This is a genomic window from Shewanella mesophila (assembly GCF_019457515.1).
GTDB lineage: Bacteria > Pseudomonadota > Gammaproteobacteria > Enterobacterales > Shewanellaceae > Shewanella > Shewanella mesophila.
Map to the genome: position 1 here is coordinate 4,236,297 of NZ_CP080421.1, position 19,827 is coordinate 4,256,123.

General features: G+C 46.9%; 18 protein-coding genes. 10 read left to right on the plus strand and 8 right to left on the minus strand.

What is annotated here, in order from left to right:
• The first annotated feature begins 18 nt into the window (after positions 1–18).
• The 4 genes from K0I73_RS18665 to K0I73_RS18680 are packed head-to-tail and all read left to right on the plus strand — an operon-like array spanning position 19 to position 5,648.
• Positions 19–1,263, plus strand: a complete 1,245-nt coding sequence (locus tag K0I73_RS18665; protein WP_220062503.1) for a TolC family protein — start codon at positions 19–21, stop codon at positions 1,261–1,263.
• The gene (locus tag K0I73_RS18670; RefSeq protein ID WP_220062504.1) at positions 1,260–2,291 is read left to right on the plus strand and encodes an efflux RND transporter periplasmic adaptor subunit; all 1,032 of its coding nucleotides are present in this window, start codon (positions 1,260–1,262) and stop codon (positions 2,289–2,291) included. The genes K0I73_RS18665 and K0I73_RS18670 overlap by 4 nt, the downstream gene beginning before the upstream one ends.
• Before the next feature lies 1 nt (position 2,292).
• Positions 2,293–5,346, plus strand: a complete 3,054-nt coding sequence (locus K0I73_RS18675; protein ID WP_220062505.1) for an efflux RND transporter permease subunit — start codon at positions 2,293–2,295, stop codon at positions 5,344–5,346.
• Positions 5,343–5,648: a DUF3240 family protein gene (locus K0I73_RS18680; protein ID WP_220062506.1), complete on the plus strand. Its 306-nt coding sequence runs from the start codon at positions 5,343–5,345 to the stop codon at positions 5,646–5,648. The genes K0I73_RS18675 and K0I73_RS18680 overlap by 4 nt, the downstream gene beginning before the upstream one ends.
• 47 nt (positions 5,649–5,695) lie before the next feature.
• Here the strand turns inward: K0I73_RS18680 and K0I73_RS18685 are convergent, their stop codons facing one another.
• Positions 5,696–6,643 carry a PDC sensor domain-containing protein gene (locus K0I73_RS18685; RefSeq protein WP_220062507.1) on the minus strand — a complete coding sequence of 316 codons (948 nt, stop codon included), beginning with the start codon at positions 6,641–6,643 and terminating at the stop codon, positions 5,696–5,698.
• 316 nt (positions 6,644–6,959) lie between these two features.
• Positions 6,960–8,123, minus strand: a complete 1,164-nt coding sequence (locus K0I73_RS18690; RefSeq protein WP_220064463.1) for an alpha/beta hydrolase-fold protein — start codon at positions 8,121–8,123, stop codon at positions 6,960–6,962.
• 328 nt (positions 8,124–8,451) lie between these two features.
• Here K0I73_RS18690 and mtnC point away from each other — a divergent pair, with 328 nt between their 5' ends.
• The gene (gene mtnC, locus K0I73_RS18695; RefSeq protein WP_220062508.1) at positions 8,452–9,129 is read left to right on the plus strand and encodes an acireductone synthase; all 678 of its coding nucleotides are present in this window, start codon (positions 8,452–8,454) and stop codon (positions 9,127–9,129) included.
• 140 nt (positions 9,130–9,269) lie between these two features.
• A complete protein-coding gene (locus K0I73_RS18700; protein WP_220062509.1) occupies positions 9,270–9,698 on the plus strand; it encodes an acyl-CoA thioesterase in 429 nt (142 codons plus the stop codon).
• 38 nt (positions 9,699–9,736) lie between these two features.
• Here the strand turns inward: K0I73_RS18700 and K0I73_RS18705 are convergent, their stop codons facing one another.
• Entirely contained in the window at positions 9,737–10,771 is a 1,035-nt protein-coding gene (locus K0I73_RS18705) for a Solitary outer membrane autotransporter beta-barrel domain (protein WP_258405240.1), read from the minus strand.
• A 157-nt stretch (positions 10,772–10,928) separates the two neighbouring features.
• Between K0I73_RS18705 and K0I73_RS18710 the strand changes: the two genes are divergently transcribed.
• On the plus strand, positions 10,929–11,174 hold the full coding sequence (locus tag K0I73_RS18710) for a GNAT family N-acetyltransferase (protein WP_220062511.1): 246 nt from the start codon (positions 10,929–10,931) through the stop codon (positions 11,172–11,174).
• A 44-nt stretch (positions 11,175–11,218) separates the two neighbouring features.
• Here the strand turns inward: K0I73_RS18710 and K0I73_RS18715 are convergent, their stop codons facing one another.
• The 5 genes from K0I73_RS18715 to K0I73_RS18735 all read right to left on the minus strand — a co-directional run bounded on the left by K0I73_RS18715 (position 11,219) and on the right by K0I73_RS18735 (position 16,195).
• Positions 11,219–11,623 (minus strand): acyl-CoA thioesterase, encoded by a 405-nt coding sequence (locus K0I73_RS18715; protein WP_220062512.1) that lies wholly within the window; start codon positions 11,621–11,623, stop codon positions 11,219–11,221.
• Positions 11,624–11,772: 149 nt separating this feature from the next.
• Positions 11,773–13,569 carry an AMP-dependent synthetase/ligase gene (locus K0I73_RS18720; protein WP_220062513.1) on the minus strand — a complete coding sequence of 599 codons (1,797 nt, stop codon included), beginning with the start codon at positions 13,567–13,569 and terminating at the stop codon, positions 11,773–11,775.
• Between the two features lie 124 nt (positions 13,570–13,693).
• Entirely contained in the window at positions 13,694–14,959 is a 1,266-nt protein-coding gene (locus tag K0I73_RS18725; protein WP_220062514.1) for a hypothetical protein, read from the minus strand.
• Positions 14,956–15,801 (minus strand): ABC transporter ATP-binding protein, encoded by an 846-nt coding sequence (locus K0I73_RS18730; protein WP_220062515.1) that lies wholly within the window; start codon positions 15,799–15,801, stop codon positions 14,956–14,958. The genes K0I73_RS18725 and K0I73_RS18730 overlap by 4 nt, the downstream gene beginning before the upstream one ends.
• Positions 15,802–15,820: 19 nt before the next feature.
• Positions 15,821–16,195, minus strand: coding sequence for a GntR family transcriptional regulator (locus K0I73_RS18735; RefSeq protein ID WP_220062516.1), 375 nt, complete (start codon positions 16,193–16,195; stop codon positions 15,821–15,823).
• A 91-nt stretch (positions 16,196–16,286) separates the two neighbouring features.
• Here K0I73_RS18735 and K0I73_RS18740 point away from each other — a divergent pair, with 91 nt between their 5' ends.
• From K0I73_RS18740 to K0I73_RS18750, 3 genes are read left to right on the plus strand one after another with little or no spacing between them, the layout of a single operon-like run.
• Positions 16,287–17,855 (plus strand): alpha/beta hydrolase, encoded by a 1,569-nt coding sequence (locus K0I73_RS18740; RefSeq protein ID WP_220062517.1) that lies wholly within the window; start codon positions 16,287–16,289, stop codon positions 17,853–17,855.
• Positions 17,848–18,582 carry an ABC transporter ATP-binding protein gene (locus K0I73_RS18745; protein WP_220062518.1) on the plus strand — a complete coding sequence of 245 codons (735 nt, stop codon included), beginning with the start codon at positions 17,848–17,850 and terminating at the stop codon, positions 18,580–18,582. The genes K0I73_RS18740 and K0I73_RS18745 overlap by 8 nt, the downstream gene beginning before the upstream one ends.
• Positions 18,582–19,715 carry an ABC transporter permease gene (locus K0I73_RS18750; protein ID WP_220064464.1) on the plus strand — a complete coding sequence of 378 codons (1,134 nt, stop codon included), beginning with the start codon at positions 18,582–18,584 and terminating at the stop codon, positions 19,713–19,715. The genes K0I73_RS18745 and K0I73_RS18750 overlap by 1 nt, the downstream gene beginning before the upstream one ends.
• The last annotated feature ends 112 nt before the right edge of the window (positions 19,716–19,827 follow it).

Consider the following 19,827-nt stretch of genomic DNA (forward strand, 5'->3'; position numbering starts at 1 on the left):
ATATCATAGAAATCACTTATGTCTGTCGTTAAGTCTTGTATCAAGATATGTCTGTTGACCGCATTAAGTAGCAGTAGTTTCTTAAGTCATGGCGCATCCAATAGTGAACAGCCACAACTACTCGAACTCAGCCAAGCCAGATTAAACGCTGCACAGCGTTATGGCACGCCACTCAATGATGAACGCTCACTTCAATTAAGCAGCTCATCGTGGCTCAGCGGCCTACCGAGTATCAGCCTTAGCCACTTGGGTAGCTTAGATAATGGTAACAGTTACGAGCAGGAAGTGTCGCTCAATTTGCCGATAAAATCCCCAGGACTGCACAGTAGTGATAAACAACTCAAGCAACTGACACAAGCCATTCAGGACCAACAACTTGCTTTGCAAGGCCTATATCTTTCCGGACTACTAAGACAGAGTATCTGGGATCATCGCATCGCATCGATGAAGCTCACACAGCTTGAGCGTAAGACTCAGCTGCTGGAAAAATTGCACATTCAGCAAAAACGCTTAACCGATGTGGGCGAGTTACCATTGGCTAACCTGCTGCTGTTAGAAAGAGAGCTGGTTGATATTGAACTGCAGCAAATTGACCTTAAACAGCAACAAGCTGAAGCGCTATCACTGTTTAGTCAGCTAACTGGCTTGCAGCAGATACCAGCTAAAATTGATGAAAGTTCCCACCCTGTTGCTGCTAGCGACTTATCAAGCCAAGAAGTGGTTAATCACGGCTTAGCGCAACATCCATTGTGGCAACTACAAACCCTGCAACAGCAACAGCAGCTATTGATAATAAAGAGTCAGCAAGCGGGTGAACGCGACCCATGGACCTTATCACTTACCGCCAAGAATACCTCAGACGATCAAGTCGATGATCAGCAACTTGGATTAGGCATCACTGTACCGCTTGGCTTTAGCTCTGCGCTTTCTCAAACCGAGTTATCAACTTGGCAGCAAATCCATAGTGAGCAGAACCTCAATCGTGACCGCATCTATCTTGAGCTCAAAACACAGACTGAAAAACTGGCAAAGCAGCAACAAAACTTACAGAACCAACAGGCCTTGTTACAACGCGGCCTTGCGTTGAGCCGCACCATCACCGAAGAACTCGCCAAGGTGAAAGATCAAAATCAGGTGAGTTACGAAATATGGTTGCGTCGTTATATGGACGCCCTCGACACCGAATCACGTTTAGTGCTTAACCAAGTCACTCAACAGCAACTTCATTCCCAGCAACTGCAAGCCTTAGGAATCTCATTATGATGGCCAAGTTCGGCGCCCGCCTTTTATGTTTATCAGCCTGTCTCTCCACCAGCTTGGTGCAAGCAGAGTCATTGCCTCTAGCAAGTTTAGGCAACTTAGAGCTGAGCTATACCCAGCCACAAAAAGTTGCCAGCTATGAAGGTAGCGCCCTGCCCGCACAGGTCGCTCGCCTGCCCGGCAATGATTACTGGGTAAGCACCCCAGAAAATATTCAGCAAGTCACCTTTTTAGTCGGTCAGGGGCAGAATGTCGCCAAGGGACAAGCGATTGTGAGATTAACTGGGCCAGAGGTATTCCATTTTCTCGCTCAAGTCGAAGCCGCGGGCAGCCTTTATCAACTGGCGAAGCAGCGCTACGACCGAAATAAACCGCTGTTAAAAAATGGCAGTATCAGCGCCGAAAAGTGGCGTGAGATCAGTCAAGACTACTTCAGTAGCCATCTCGAATATGAGCATATGCAGCACTTTATGGAGATGGTGCTAAGCACCGACGAAGCTACCGACTCATTGGTGATCAGCGCCCCGGTTGCGGGCATAGTCAAGCTTAATCAACTCAATAGCCCTTACATGGCCGACTCGCAACTGTTCTCACTCGTGCCAGCAGAGAGTATTCGCGTCCAAATCAATGTACCTATGAGTCAGTCGACGTCACTGTCGGCAATTAATATTAATCAGTGCCATATCGCCATCGACTCGCTATCAGCCATTGCCGATGGCGCCTTTGTTAGTGCCTGGTCAATGCCCGTGCCTCGGGAGTGTAATCTGCTGCTAGGACAACAAATCACTGTGATACCCGAGTATCAAAAAGCGGTATACCTGTTGCCAAAAAACAGTGTATTTAGCTGGCAACAAGAGAGCCAAGTCTTTACCCAAAAGGCAGATACACTGGCGGCGATCAGTATCGATATCTTAGGCTCTACGCCACAGCAATATATCGTTGCTAGCGATCAAGACTTAAGCCAGATGCAGGTGTTGTCACAATCGGTTGCGGCAGTGAAAGGCATCTTGCTCGGCCTAGGAGGCGAATAACATGCTGACATCGGTGATCCGTTTTTCGCTCACTCAGCGATTATTTGTGCTGATTGTGGCGATGATCTTAATGTTAGCGGGCGCACGCGCTTGGTTTGCTATTCCGCTAGATGCTTTTCCCGACATCTCACCGACTCAGGTGAAGATCATCTTAAAAGCTCCGGGCATGACGCCAGAGGAGATTGAAGCACAAATTACAGTGCCGATTGAAACCGAGCTGCTGGGGATCCCAAATCAAGCCATTTTACGCTCGACCACTAAGTATGCCATCAGTGATATCACCCTCGACTTTACCGAAGGTACCGACATCTACTGGGCAAGACAACAGGTTAGCGAGCGCCTCGCCGCCGTGTGGGATAGTTTTCCTGAAGGGGTTTCTGGCGGTGTCGCGCCTATGAGTACGCCCCTGAGTGAGATTTTTATGTTCTCACTCGAGAACCCGAATCTGTCGCTGATGGAGCGCAGGCAATTACTGGAATGGGAAGTTCGTCCGCTACTGCGTACCGTTGCAGGTGTCGCCGACGTGAATATTCTGGGCGGTTATGCAAAAAGCTTTAGCGTCAATCCTAACCCTGCAGCGATGTCGGCCGCGGGAGTGAGCTTTGCTGCTTTGCAACAGGCAATCAATGATAACAATCATAATGAGGGCGCAGGCAAGCTCACCATAGGCACAGATACCATCATTGTTCGCGCTGAAGGGCGGATCGATGATATCGATGAGCTGAGTCAATTAGTCATTAAGGCCGATGATGCCAAGGTGTATCGCCTGCGAGATTTAGCCGAGATCCAAATTGGTCACTTAGCGCGTTATGGCGCGGTAACCAAAGATGGTGAAGAGACGGCCGAGGCGTTAATTATCGCCCTTAAAGATGCCAACACCGCCCAAGTGGTGACTAACATCAAAGAGAAGTTACAGCAGATCAGTGCCAGCCTTCCCGAAGGCAGCGTGATCAATACCTTTTACGACCGCGCCAACCTGATCAATACCGCCATCGATACCATCTCTAGTGCACTGTTTGAGGCGGTGATCTTGGTAATTGTATTGCTAGCACTATTTCTAGGCAATGTGCGCGCCGCCCTTGTAGTGTCGCTCTCCTTACCGCTCGCGGCGCTAATGACCTTCTTGATGATGGATCTATTCAGCTTATCAGCCAACCTAATGAGTTTAGGCGGCTTAGTGATCGCCATTGGTATGTTGGTCGACTCCTCGGTAGTGGTGGTCGAAAACATGGTCAATCTGATCGCCACCAAGCAGCGCTTACCGCGCTTGCATTTGATTTTTCGCGCCACTAAAGATGTGGCGATACCAGTGGTATCGGGCACCATTATTGTGATGATCGTATTCTCGCCGTTACTGACGCTAACGGGACTAGAGGGCAAGCTTTTTACTCCTGTTGCAGTCACGATTGTGTTTGCCATGTTGTCGGCACTGGTGCTCTCACTAACCGTTATCCCAGTGATCGCCTCTTATCTGGTTAATGAGAAAGCCGCTCAAGAACCTAAGGCTATCATCAAACTCAAAGCCGCTTATCTTGGCAGCCTAAAGAGCACCTTTAACCATAAAAAGCCGTTTATATTGGTGACCTTTGCCCTACTAATTGTCAGTCTTGGCTTGTTCAGCTTAGTAGGTAAAACCTTCATGCCGACCTTAGATGAAGGCGATATCATTTTACAGCTGGAAAAATCCCCCTCTATCTCACTCGATGCCTCCATTGCCATCGATAAGCAGATCCAGCAAACCTTGCTATCACAAGTTCCTGAGATTAAACAGATGGTTGCCCGTACTGGTGCCGATGAAATTGGCCTAGACCCTATGGGTCTTAACGAAACCGATGTGTTTTTAGAGCTCGCGCCACGGGATCAATGGCGCTTCGCGAGCAAAGAACAGCTTATAGAAGCGATCCGCAGTGAACTCCTTAACTATCCCGGGGTGAACTTTAACTTTACTCAGCCGATCCAGATGCGCGTATCGGAGATGCTCACCGGAAGTATTGGTGATGTGGCCATTAAGGTGTTTGGTACCGATATCGACACCTTAGGTAAGTTAACCGCGCAAATCGAACAACTCGTTAGCGCCACCAGCGGCAGTATTGATGTCAAAATGTCGATGATTGAGGGTAGCCCCTTTATTAACCTGACCCTAGACAACGAATTGGCTCGTGGCTTTGGCATGAGTACCATGGAGTTTGCGCGCTACCTCAAAAGTCAGCTTGAGGGCGTGGTCGTTACCGAAGTGTTGCAAGGTAAAAAACGCACCCCAGTGTTAATAGCCAACAACCAAAGCCCTTTAAGTAGCATCAACGAGCTACAGAATCAACTGCTGGTGATGCCAGATCACTCACTAAAACGCCTAACCGATGTAGTCAAACTCAGTTACAAAGAGGGGCCAATTTTGATTGAGCGCGAACAGGGCGATCGCTTCTCGGTGATCACCACTAACGTACAAGGGCGAGATATTGTCAGCTTTGTCGAAGAACTTGACGCTAAAATCGCCGAACAGGTTAATCTTCCCAGCGGTTATAGCGTGAGCTTTGGTGGCGAGTTTGAAAACCAGCAGCGCGCCACCAACAACCTGCTACTGGTGATCCCTATCGCTATTGCACTGATCACCTTAATCCTATTCACCACCTTTGGCTCACTCGCTAAAGCAGGATTGATCCTAGCTAACGTGCCCTTCGCCATGATGGGCGGTATTGTCAGCCTGTATCTATCGGGCGAATATCTATCGGTACCGGCATCGGTGGGCTTTATCGCGCTTCTTGGTGTGGCGGTACTCAATGGCGTCGTGATGGTGAGCTATTTTGAGCAGACGAAACATCTATTTAGCAATCTGTTAGAGCGAGTTGAACAGGGCGCAGCGCGACGTCTGCGCCCCATCTTAATGACGGCAACCACTGCTATGTTTGGCTTGATGCCACTGGTATTTGCGAGCGGCCCAGGAGCCGAGATCCAAAAACCACTCGCGATTGTGGTTATTGGTGGCCTCCTCACCTCCACCATTACCACACTTTACCTATTACCAATCCTCTATCACTGGCTGGAGAAACGTCAATGAGCACAGAACAGCTATTAGTGCTAATCGCCCAAAACGATATTAAAGACGATATTGTCGATACGCTAATCGAACTCGATTTTCTATCGGGTTTTAGCCTAGGTAACATTTGCGGTTTTAGCCGCGAGCACAGCCATTTTAATATTAAGGAACAGGTGGAAGGGTATAGGGAATTTTGTAAATTTGAGATTATGCATCCAAGCGCCCAGCAAGAAGCCTTGCTACAAGTGCTCGCTATCGTCTGTAAGCATAATCCTTGCCGTTATTGGATCATGCCAATCCAGCAGACGGGAACCCTCTGCTAACCATTTTATCTCAAAAAGGCCATGAGCAACTCATGGCCTTTTTGTTATCACGATTTCCCATTGGCTTGCTTGAGTAACAGCTCAGCTTTTGCACCGAGATAAACATAAACCCCCAATGCCACCAGCAGCCCCACTACCGCGAACATCATTAAGATCGCGGGCTGTACATATTTCATCTCGCCCAAAGAAGCCTTAAACATGGTCAGTAGTGCCTCGATTGAAATTGCAATTAAGATGGTTGAGATAAAGCGAGTAATAGTGCGCCGCGTCGAACTATGGCGAAAGATATCTTTATGCATTAACACTTCTTCTTCGAGGATGGTTTTTCCCAAGTCGAATACCGCTAACGCTAAGGTGATGAAGATAATGATCCCAAAGGGTTTTATCGAACCGCTGGGCACAACGCCTTGAGAGAGTAGAGCAACAATATCGACCGCAGCCATACTAATTAACACCATCACCATGATAAACAGCCCTAGCACCAGAGCACTATAAACCCCTTTAAACAGTGGCGTCGCTTTACGACGAGCGCTATCGCCCATCATAAATTCGATTAGCTGAGTAAGATTAACATCGACCACGATATAGCCTTGCTCCTCATCATCACCAATACGATAGGAGGCAGACAGACACAGCTTGCCGCTGGCGTTCGATAGATAGGGGTGCGTTATTTTGAGTGAATCTGCCTGCTGGGTCTTGGAGAAATAGGGCCTATGGCTTCGATTAAGATTCCGACCAACCGGGACCGACTGCACCACGCGATTCACAATCGCCACATTGTCACTTATCTGCATGCCGCTGCCATCGAGCACATAAAGCAGCTCGATAAAGGGATAGCTATTTGCCATCTCAGCCATGGCACGCACACGAATACCAGGATCAGACAGCATGATAGGATCACTAATCCCTACCAGAATCGATTCCAACAACTCTTTTACTAACTGTTCATGCTCGTGATATCGCTCAATCACACTCAAATAACTCATCGCGGCCATAGCCTACTCCCAATTCGATAACCAGAAGCAGTATTGCAACTATAGCGCCAATCACTATCGGCTAACCCTTGATGAGTGAAAAATGCCGTTTAAAACTGAGATAAAGGCCTTGTGGTGGGGATTAACAACGAATCTAAAACTGACACAGCGGAAGTTGGCAAAGGTGAAAATCAATGGTTTCAAACAATACCACCTTAGATCTTGCCAAGATATCCACCAAATGCACCAAAACAGGGCGATGCCGAGTTCCGAAACTAAAACAGCCATAAAACCGGTCATCAAAATAAGTTATGACGACCACGGCTTTATGTTTGCATCACTTTCCCGCTTCAAAGGCCGCTAAGCTATCTGAATATTTTTTAGTCCAAAAAGGATGATTAGTATGCTTAAGCGCCAGCTTTTCATGCTCTACCGCCTTATCAAACTGGGCTAACTTAGCATAAGCACCCGCTAAGGCATCATGAGCAGTATGAGAATCGGGATTAGCCGCTACCGCAGCTTGATACACGGCTAAACCTTGAGCCGAATCAATGCCAAATTTGGCGTCGGCCAAGGCAATTAACGAGTCGGTAGACGGTACCTCGAAACCATACTTCTGTTTAGACAAAAACTGATAGTGAGCAATGATCGCATCGGCGCCTTGCTTTGAGATCTCAGAATCGGGTTTTAATACTCGATGATAATCGTCAAACAACCACTCGATACCGTAAGCCGTAGCTAAGATAGGCTGGGTCATATAGTAACTGCCATCGAAACGCTTAATCGCATAATTGAGGGTTTTATTAGGATTAGCTTCGATAGTCTGCTCCAACAAGGCAAAATCGGCCAACTGTCCTTGCTCGAAATCGCTATCGCTGGTGCTCATCATCAAAAAACGAGGTTTACCTGCCATTGCAGCCAGTTTCTTCGGCGCATCCTTTACCACATAAGCAAAATCACCGCTGAGCACTGGGCTGGCAGCAAAATAGGCATTAAACAGCTCGGGACGGTTTAACAAGGTATACAGCACTAAACCAGCATTACCAGTAAAGCCATTGATAATACGAAAGCCATTAGTGCGATATTTAGCATCGATGGCAGGCAGTAATGACTGCTGCATAAAATCGAGCAGCTGAGTATTACCTTGCTGCTCAATCGCTAAGGTTTTGAGCTCACCCAATGCTTTATTGCCATCTGGCGCCGTGACAATAATGGTTTCAAGCCAAGGCCAATCGCCATTGTGGCTCATCCAATCATGCATGCCATCGAGATAGGCGCGGCTACGGGGATGAAAGTCAAACAACACCACATAGCGCTTATCTTTATTGTCGTTATAACTAGGTGGCAAAGTGACGGTAAAAGGCATAGGTTCACTCGCCGATGCCGTCTTAACATCTAAGGTATCAATCCGCTGAAAAGGTTCGCAGCGTGCAGCAAGAGGCACCATGGAGCAGAGTGCCATCACCACCAGCATGCATGAAGCCACTAAGGATCTAATCATCATATTCAATTCCCTGAAATCTAACTAAGTGAGCCTAAGTTAGTCGTACAATTCATTGTTGTCTAAAGTAAGCCAAAGCTAACACCCTCAGATGGATCTGACAATCGACAGCCTAAGATAAGGCCGATAAGCCAAGCTATCGGCCAACTCTCCCTTGATCGGGTGATCCCAATCAGTATAAGTTTAATGAAGTGATACTCAGTCATTTTAGCTATTCACGACACATAGATTGCTAATTAAACTAGCCAACAGAGGCAATACAGCTTAGGATCTGGAGTGTAATTTAAGCTATCATTTTTAGTAATGCATTGTGGAGTAAGCCAACATTATGGGTATTCGAGCCATAGTTGTAGATACAGCTGGTACAACAACCGATCTTAACTTTATTCAGGACACCCTTTTTCCTTATTCGGCTAAGGTCCTTGCTGATTTTCTTAATGAAAATCAGAGTAATGTATTAGTCGACAACTGCATCTGTGATGTAAGAGATATCGCATTAGAACCTGATGCTTCGCTCGATCGTGTTGTCGAAATCCTCCAGCAATGGATAACTGAAGATCGCAAAGCCACACCGCTTAAAACCCTACAGGGCCTGATCTGGAAACAGGGTTACGCTAAAGGTGAATTTAAGGGGCACATCTTCCCTGATTTTATCGAAGCCGTGAAGGGTTTTAAGGCACAAAATGTGCGCCTTTACAGCTTCTCTTCAGGCTCGGTTGATGCACAGAAATTGCTATTTAGTCACAGCGACGGTGGCGATTTAACCCAGTACTTCGATGGTCATTTTGATACCCGTACTGGAAATAAGCTGTTTAAGCAGGCTTATAGCAACATCATTAACACCATCAGCTTAGCGCCCAAGCAAGTGCTATTTATTTCAGATGTGATTGAAGAGCTAAAAGCCGCCGAACAAGCGGGCCTACGCACATTGCAGATGGTTCGTGAGACCACTCAGCGTACGGGCGATTTTAAGCAGATCACCAGTTTTGACGAATTAGAGATCTAGCCGTCAATCTAGTCCTTACCAAAAGGCATCGTAAGATGCCTTTTTTGATCCTCCAGTTGCCCCTTGTTGCTTATTAGGCATGCTGTTATGCTCAATCAAACAAGTGTTTAAATTTGAAAGAGCAAAAGGAAGTGAGCCCTGTGGAAAAATTTACCCAACAATATCCTATCCATACTTCTATCTCGGTTGCGTGGGGGGAAATGGATGCCCTACAACACGTCAACAATGTGGTCTATTTTCGCTACTTTGAAACGGCACGCATCGACTTCTTTAACCGCTTTTTTCCACTCGGAGAGATGTACAAATCTGGCCTAGGCCCAGTGATCAGCGACAATAGTGCGCGCTATAAAAGACCAATCACCTTTCCCGATACCCTGCATGTTGGCGTGAGTGTGAGTGATATTCAAAGCGATCGCTTTACCATGCACTATCGAATCTTTAGCGAACAGCAGCAAGCTGTCACCACAGTTGGATCGTCGGTGGCGGTGATGTTTAATTTCAAAACCAAAACCAAGGCGGAATTAACCCCAGAGCTGTTAGCCGTGTTACGTGAGCATCAAGCAAGCTAACCCTAACGAATAAAAACCTGCTGGCGGTAAAAAGTGAATCAAAGCTCCTCGTTGAGCAATAACACAATGCCACCGCCGCTTAGGCCACTATTGATATTAAGCGTAATGCCCACGCCAATATTGTCTAACCATGAGGACAAAGATGGTGTTTCAATTATCCAACCAGCACCTAATTCGTAATAGTAGTGAGTTCCCATAGGATCGACCACGTCGCCAGTGAGATCAACCCGCTTGGCAAGCAGACGCATTTCATTGCGATTATCCCAAGCATTAGGCAGCTGATAATGAAACACAAAAGCGTTACTAAAACGGCCCACTTGAGGAGAAACCGCCTGAGTACCGTCATCGGTAAACAGGGTTCGCCCAACGGCGTAGCGCAGTGAGCTAATAAACTCCCATTTATGCCCATACCATTGGCTCGCATAGGTGAGCTCGGCATTGGGATCAAACATAAGTGCACCATAGCGAGTATTCACTAAGGCATTATCAAAGAGTTCACTTAGCTCCTCGAGAAGGGGATCGCGATACTTTAAGGTGTTTTCAAGCCATATGAACTGACCACCCAGACCCAAAGCCAGATCCCAGTTGTTATTGATCTTATATTTCCAGCGATACTCTCCAGCCAGAAGATAGCTAGTGTCTTCTAGTGGGCTGTGAAGTGATTTATCGTCAATTCCCTCGATGCTGTCTGTCGCATTAACATAGGAAAACCGCGCTCCGAAGGAACTCGTCCATTGAGGTGACAACTTTGTCTCATCACTTTCCCAGGGAATCGTGTAACTCTTTAATTGGCTACGGCGACGCAAGGTATCTTCATCACCCACGTTAATATCGCCTATCTCGCTCAAGTCGACAAAAGAGTTGGGATTAAAGTCGACAATTCCTAGGGTGATCAGGTTTGCATCGGTTAATACAATGGCACTGGTAATATCACCTTTAACTTTGGTTTCAATCGCATTGCGCAAGTCCACATAAGCAGCGTGCGCATTTACGCTCAATCCAGGGAAACCAAGCACGATGGCAAGGCAGATAAGATAGCGAGACACTTGGAGAATATTAGATCTAATTTTCAAAACCGATACAGACTCAATTAAAGGAGTGACAACTATCATAATCCATTTACGCCATATCAGCGTGGTCTATTCCAGGCTACCGACGAGATTACCATAGCGAGTGGCGGCCAAAAACTGGTATAACAGGGACATTACTCAATCGGACTTATAGAATCTTATGACAGAGATTGCCATTACACATCAGGCTGAACAACAACGGTTTGTTGTCGAAATTGACCATCATCAAGCGGTTTTAGAATATCGCCAGCAAGGTGACAAGATTGATTTCTCACGTACTTATGTTCCTGAAGCCTTGCGAGGTCAAGGAGTTGCTGAGCGTTTAGTCAGACACGGATTGCAGTGGGCTAAAGCGCAAGAATATGAGATAACCGCCAGCTGCTGGTATGTACAGAAGTTTCTTTAATCCCCATAGGCATTAACTCACAAAGCAATCCCAGTTCAGATTGACTACTCGCCTGTCACTTTTTGCAGCGCTAACTTAATCTCTTCGGGTATGGCTCTGCTCTTTTCTATACTGTAATCGTAATGAACCATGGCCGTCTGAGCTTCGGCGGTTTTCTTACCATTTTGCCAACACTGCTGGGTGATCTCAAAGCTGCTATTACCCACCCGGCTTATCCAAGATTTTATTTCTACGGGCTTACCATAGTTAGTGGGTAAAACATAAGCGATGGTAAAGCCTGCAACAATTAGGTTCCATCTTGCGATATCGAGACCTGGGTTAAATATCTCAAAGACAGGTTCGCGGCCTGCCTCGAACCACACTGGAATAACGGTATTATTGATATGGCCTAAACCGTCGGTTTCGTTAAATCGAGGTTGGAGAGTTAGGGTAAAAAAGGTCTCTGACACAGGTAATTCCTCGTAAAATAGGCTGTTTTATTTTTAATTGTGCAGCAGACGTTAACCGAGAACTCTTGATGATGCAATATCGACTTTCGGATTGGCTTTAAGCCATAAAAAAGGACGCTAATGCGTCCCTTCTCGTCACCACTTATCGGCTACTTACCATACATAGCGCTGATTTCACTAGCGTATTTATGGTAAATCATCTTGCGGCGCAACTTTAGAGTCGGGGTAATTAGCCCCGCTTCCATAGAAAATGCCTCAGGTAACAGAGTGAACTTCTTGATCTTTTCGAAGCCAGCAAGCTCGCTCTGTAAAGTCTTTAAGCGTTGCTCGAAGTGCTCGATAACATGGCTATGACGCAATAGATCGATAGGTGACTCATAGTGCAGTCCTTTATCCTTCGCCCATGCTTCTAACGATTCAAATGCAGGTACGATCAACGCGGTAACATAGTTCTTGGCATCGGCAATAATTGCGACTTGCTCGATGAATGGACAACAACCCACTTTACCCTCAACACGTTGCGGAGCGATATATTTACCGTTAGAGGTTTTCATCAACTCTTTAATGCGATCTGTGATAAACAGATTACCTTGGGCATCAAACTGTCCAGCATCACCGGTTTTTAACCACCCATCTTCGAATGCTTCTAGGGTTTCCTGCGGGCGATTGTAATAACCTCGCATAACCGTATCACCGCGAACCAAGATTTCATTATCTTTACCTAGCTTAATTTCAACTTCAGGTAAAATCTTACCGTTTGAGCCAGCGACACGATTATTAAGCGTGTTACAGGTCACGGTTGCAGTCGTTTCTGTCATACCGTAACCACACAGAACAGGCACATCAATAGCGTGGAAGAAACTCGCCACATTTTGATCTAATGCCGCGCCGCCACAAGGCATAAACTTTAACCGCCCACCCAGTACTTGCTGCAACTTACTAAAAACTAACTTATGTGCCAGTTTGTACTGCAAACTTAACCATGCAGAGCCTTGAGCACGACCTTGGTTTGCCTCGAACTGACGCTCACCCACTGCCATTGCCCATGCAAATAACTTCTGCCTTGTCGATGGTGCCTTAGCAACCTTATCTTGTACTGCGCTATACACTTTCTCCAGGAAACGCGGCACGACGCACAAGGTGTGTGGCTTCACATCGACAATGGCTTCTTTTACCGTCATAGGATCTTGCAAATACACGTTGTGCCCACCACGGCACAACACGTAGAAGCTCCAGCCACGCTCAAACACGTGACTAAGAGGTAAGAAAGCCAGCGAAACATCCCCTTGAGTAAAAGGCAACACTGTATCGTGCTGACGAACCATAGATGCAATGCTTCGATAATCGAGCATCACTCCCTTTGGGTCTCCAGTAGTGCCAGAGGTGTAGATAAGCGTTATTAGATCATCGAGAGAAGTTTGTTGTAAACGCCGCTCTAGTTCCTCACAGTTTCTTGCGTGGTGCGTGAGCTTCAACAATGAGTCAAAGTGGAAATGCTGCTTGTTATCGGCGAGCATCACTTCGTTATCAAATACCACTATGTGGGTTAAAGAGGGGCATAACGCCAAAAGCTCACAGGCCATCTTGTATTGCGCGGCATCGCCGACAAAAATCAACTTTGCCTCGGCATCATTAACAATATAGCGTGCCTGCTCTAAGGTGCTGGTTGGATACACAGGCACAACAACAGTTTTTGCCTTAAGCGCACCGACATCGGCACAGGTCCACTGGGGACAGTTTTGTGACAAGATCACCACCTTGTCCTGCACAGCTAAATCGAAACCGATAAGCGCCTTTGCGATATCGCTACTTATCTGGTCAAATGCCGTCCAACTGACCTTATCCCAAGGTGCAGCCATACCATAACCTTCAAGCGCAATGGCTTCGCCTAACTTTTGACTCTGCTCTTGAATCAGACGTATTGGATGATATTGCTCGAGCGACATATTCTTAACCCTTTTAGCGTACACTTGTACCTGTTTTGTGCATTTTACTTGAACATCGCCTAAAAAATAAGAGCTTTTGCTCCAACAATGTTATTTACAGCACAAAATCACTCTATTGGGGTCATTAACACAGGTCGCCATTCCAAAGCTTTTTCTTTCCCCACCAGAGTGTTAGCACAGAAAAAGCAACTAGTCCGATGTCTACCAATAACCAAGAAATTATTTGCTCCCCATCGCGTAAAGCCACTAAAGAACTCGATAACCAAGCTGAATGAAACACCACCACCAGCATGCTCAAGGTAATGTGCATGGCGCCTTTAGCTGCGCAGCCAAAACCTAACAACATACAACAAGCACAAAAAGTACTCAGCACTATGTGGCTCCACAATACGAAGGTAAACTCTGGATTAAGCCAACATACCAGTGCCGCTAATATCGCCATAATTAAGGTGATCAGCGCCAATAATCGGTACTGCGCATTCGCAAACGCCTCTATTAACCCCTGCTTACCATCAAAGCCGGGCAATATGTAAAGTGTTTCAACCGAACGCCAACGCTGAATTCGGCTCCAATGCACCATGGTACAGGTCACAGCGCTAAACTGACTCACAACAAACAGCACTGGAAACTCCATGCCAGAAAAATAGTTGCCAATAGTCACGAGTAACGCCAATACAGGCATTGCGATAAGGATCGTCGACAACATGGGGCCAAGAAAAAAATTCACCGGATGCAGAAGCTTATCGAGATACGACATCAATTTAGATGACCCCAAACTAGGTAACCAAAACCAGCCCATCTCAAGCCCATTTAGATACACGGTTCGAGCGTCGCTATGCCAGCGCAACCCCCTAATTTCTCGCCAAGTCAGAGAAGCCAAAATCACTATCAAAAATGGCACTAGAGCAATAACCAAATCAGGCAAAAAATCGGTGATCTCTGCAAGAAATGGCAAGAGCAAAAACAGAAAAAACGACAGATAGAAACCATTAATATGACGGCGGCAATAGTAGATAAAGCCAACGCCCGCTAGGGTAGCCAGCATCACCTGCTCAAGGCCACCTTCAAGCTCCAAAAACAGACAAGCAGCCAAGGAGATGCTGGTTGCTGTAGCTCCAAGCAGTAAGGATTGCAGCGCAATATTATCACTATAGTTGGGCACTAAACTGGCCCATTCGGTCGCGGCTAATCGGTTAAATTGCCAAGCGATGGCGGCAGAAATCGAGAGCTGAATCATGCCCAGGGCTATCGGTATCGCGGCCTGTTTCGAGCCAGTAGTTAGCGCCAACATCATGATCAGCGCCAACAGAGCCGTCCCTAAAAAACTCACGCTCCCCAGATCAAAAAGCCAAAAACGCACCATGCCACGTAATGCTTTGGGCGTTCTCATCGATGTAGCTCCATAAACAATTGCTCTAAGTTAACGGGCGTGACTGACGAAAAATGGCTGACGAGATCAGCATGGTAGTTATCCACCAGCAATTTGTCTTGCTGACGACTTAATACGACAAGCCCCTCGGGTAAGTCGGCCCCTTCCTTGAGGGTGACTAGCTGCACCTCTTCACGCAACTTGTCGATCTCTTTAAACAGGATCAGTTTGCCCCGCTTCATTAATGCCAAATGACTCGCAACCCGCTCTAAATCTGATGTGATATGCGATGAAAACAGCACGGCAGAACCAGAATCTAACGCTAAGTCAAAAAGATCTGACATAAACGCTCGCCTTGCTATCGGATCTAAACTGGCCACAGGTTCGTCTAAAATAAGCAGTTTGGGTCGATAAGCCATCGCCATGATTAAAGCCAGAGATTGTCTTTGACCTACCGATAAACGCTGAACCTGCTGACTGCCATCGAGTTCGAAACGCGCTAACCAGTCACGCTCTAATGCCATATCCCAATTGGGATAAAAGCTGCGATGTAAGGCTAACGCCTTCTCGACACTAAAGCCCTCATATCCAAAGGGTTGCTGTGGCACATAGCCTATCAGCTCTTTTTGGACAGAGCTGATATTTTCCGTAGAGTGACCCATTACCTCTACACAGCCTTGGCTGACCTCGACAATTCCCAATGCACAGCGCATCAAGGTCGACTTACCCGCTCCATTTTGACCGAGTAACCCCACCACCATTCCAGGTGCTAACGTCATGGTCAAGTTGTCGATGGCAAGGTGATCGTCAAACCCTTTACTGATCTGCTTAAAGGCTAAGATCGGCTGTATGCTATTATCCATCTGCTGCTATCCTATCTTGCTATTGATTCCAAAGTGCGGCGATAACCGCTTGGAGTTCATCTAAACTCACACCCAACTGCTTAGCTTGGGCAATCAGATCTTTAGCCTCTGGGGCGAGTAATTCGGCACTCGAGGTATTTTCAGAAGACCTTCGCTCAGCCACTCGAGTCGCCTGACCTCGGCGACGCTCTAGCCACCCTTGCTCCACCAGCTGCTGAATCGCTCGCGACACGGTCATCGGATTAACAGTCAGATGCTCGGCTATCTGCCTTACCGAAGGTAAAACTTGTTGAGCTTGTAGTTGGCCCCCCACAATTAAACGAACAATTTGCTCACTCAGTTGCCGATAAATTGGATCACCACTACTGGGGTTGACATTAAGTAATTCTAGCATTAGCCTTTAGCCACTGTATTAATACATTGATACACCGATACAGTACTAAATTAACATAGATACAGTAAATTTCAACTAAGGAATCGGTATCATGCTTCAAGGAAAGGTTATCCAAACTCGCAGCGTTCAAGGGCGATATCACAGATTAAGACTAGGGACATATACCCTGTTGCCGCTAGTCGCAGCATTGTTACTCTTTGCCCTGCCCACTTGGGCCAGCGATAATACCGCAACCGATGACTCTTGTTACGTAGATGGTCTATCGGATCGTTTACGCTGCGGGTTTGTCAAAGTACCAGAAAACTATGACGAGCCAAACGGCAAGCAAATTCAGGTGCATTACGCGGTACTTCCAGCAATAAAACCCAGCTTTACTAAAGAAGCCTTGTTGGCAATAGCTGGCGGCCCAGGTCAATCGGCCATAGAAAATGCAGCAAGTTTTGATCATATTTTTACTAAGGTCCGTCAGCAAAGAGATATTTTACTGGTAGATCAACGTGGAACGGGTCAATCAAATCAATTGCAGTGTTTGGGAGAGGGTTTTGAAGGCGCGCTCGCCCTTAATGAAAGCGATCTTGATATCACCGTAGAAACGCAAAAATGCTTCGACGCAATAGATGCCGATGTGACCCAATATGGCAGTGAAACCGCGCTGAAAGATTTCGAAGCGGTGCGAACCCACTTAGGTTACGACAAACTCCATCTCTACGGTATTTCTTACGGTACGCGTATGGCGCAGCTGTACATGCGACACTACCCGCAAGCATTAGCCACGGTAACCTTAGATGGTGTAGTGCCTATGCAACAGAGTGTGCTACATATCGGTGATGCGATAGATAGAGCCATAGGTTTACTGCTAGATAACTGCAGCAGCAATGAGCTATGTCAAAACCAATTTAACAACCTCGAACAAGAGCTCAACCAAGTCAATACCTTGCTAGAGCAAGGCCCCATTATCAGTCAAACCCGTGATCCTCTGACCAATGAGCCGACACAACTGACCATGACTAGGGTGAAGTTTATGGGGGCCATACGCATGGCCCTGTATTCGGCAAATGTAAGAGCACTTCTCCCTCACGCGATTCACCAAGCCGCCCAAGGAAACTATCAATCGGTGATGGGTCTCTATGCGCTGACGGTGAATAGCACAGGCATCGCAGCGGGCATGCATGCTGCGGTTGTCTGTGGTGAAGATTGGCAGCGCTTTGGTGAGGATGAACGTCAACGAGCACAGCAAAGTTACTTTGCCCGAGAGATGCTCGATGGCTTCGATAAGACCTGCCCTATCTGGAACATACCAGCAGTAGCTGATAGCTTCTCGGCTCCGATTGACAGCGACATTCCGACACTCGTCTTATCTGGTCAGATCGATCCTGCCACACCACCAAGTTGGGGTGAAATGGCAATGGAAAAGCTCACCAATGCGAAACATTTTGTCGCCCCGTTCGCTACCCATGGTGTTGCCTATCAGTCTTGTGGTAACGACTTAGTGGCCCAACTTATCAGCAAAGGCAGCCTAGAGAGTCTGTCCGATGAATGTCTTAGCAAAGATGTTAGCCGTAATTTCTATCTCAATGCCAATACCGTAGAGCTCATCGTAACTGATAACAATAATAGCGCTATCAAGGACACTGACGCCCAAGGAGCGAGCCATGATTAAAGTATCCCATCTTTCAAAACATATCGGCGAAGTACAAGCGCTCAACGATCTCAGTTTCGAGGCGTTAGATAGCCAGATCACTGGTCTACTGGGCCCCAATGGCGCAGGTAAAACCACCTGCCTACGTACCATATTTGGTTTACTCAAACCCGATAATGGCATTGCCGAAATAGACGGTATCGATGTCGCCAAAGATCCTGTTGCCGCCAAGCAACAGTTGGGACTATTCCCCGATCCTTTTGGCCTATATGAAAGACTCACGCCAAGAGAATATATCAGCTACTTTGCCGAGCTAAATGGTTTAAACCGCAAAGAGGCTAAAGCGGCTGCGGCTAGCGTATTAGGCAAATTGCATATGGATGATATTGCCGATAGAAAGTGCAAAGGCTTCTCTCAGGGACAACGAATGAAAACCGCGTTAGCACAAGCGATAGTCCATGAACCCACTAATATCATTCTCGACGAACCTACACGCGGACTCGATGTCATGAGTACTCGTGTGTTGCGCGAGCTATTAAAAGATTTAAAGGCTGCCGGACACTGTGTGTTGTTCTCTAGCCACGTGATGCAAGAAGTGGCAGCACTATGTGATCGCGTCATTGTGATGGCAGAAGGCAAAGTGGTCGCCATTGGTAGCCCCGATGAACTTTGTCAGCAAACAGGGAAAGCATCCTTAGAAGATGCCTTTATTGAGCTTATCGGCACTGACGAGGGAATTGCAGCATGATAAACACCATTATAGCCATGGTTCGTAAAGAACTCATCGATGCCGCACGGGATAAACGCTCGGTAATGGCGGGACTCTATTACGCAATCGGCGCACCGCTAATGATGTGCGGTATGTTTATGTTGCTCATAGGTCAAATAACTAGCCCTGAAGCACTCAACATTACCATCACTCACGGTGAGCGAGCCCCCGATCTGGTTAAATACCTTGCAAGCAATGAGATAAGCCAAGGTGATGAAGCCGAACGTAAAGAGATTGAGCTTATCATCAGCCAAGACTACGCCGACAATATGGCTAACAGTCATCCTGCGGAGATAACCTTAATCGCTGATAATTCGAATGAAAAACTGCAATCGTCGATTCGACGTTTAGAGAAGAGTCTCCAACGCTATAGCGTCGAAATGGGGAGTCTACGCCTGATAGCTCGGGGTATCGATCCTAAAGTGGTTCAGCCTTTAAAAGTCCAAGTTGAAGATCAAGCAACGTCGGACTCGAAAGGTGGGATGATCCTCGGCGTGGCTATCTTTATGATGGTTTATGCGGTATTTATTTCCGGCATGAATCTGGCTATCGATACCAGTGCTGGCGAACGAGAACGTAATTCTCTCGCGCTCCTGCTAAGTCACCCCGTGTCGACTCGAGACATTGTTATCGCCAAGATTGCGGCCGTCACCATCTTTGCCATGCTCGGACTCATATTGACCTTAGTGATCTCAAAAATCGCCTATGGCTTTGTCCCTTGGCAAGAGCTTGGATTTAGCGTCAACATCACCCCAGACTTTATCGCATTGATGTTGGTCATCGGCCTTCCAATATCATTAATGGCCGCTTCGCTACAGCTGTTTGTTTCTTTTATGGCGAAATCATTTAAAGAGGCCCAGTCCTATCTAACAATAGTGCTAGTGGTACCCATGATGCTATCGATGGCGGCAAGCTACAACATAGCGCCCGATACGCTGCAATGGTTACCAGTATCAGGCCAGATGCAGGCATTGATCGCATTCATTAAAGGAAAGGAGATACCACTAACGCAACTGGTACTCTCAAGTGCGAGCACCTTAGCGATTGCTGTCGCCCTAGCATTTGGTATGGAGCGCTCGCTAAAGAGTGAAAAGATCGTCTTCGGACTGTAATCAAAAATGAAATTATGTGGTTAAGGAGTGATGACCGTTTGAAATACGGTTATTGCTCCGAGTTAAGGTTATTTACATATTTAGCTATAAACTCGCGCAACGGACTAATCGC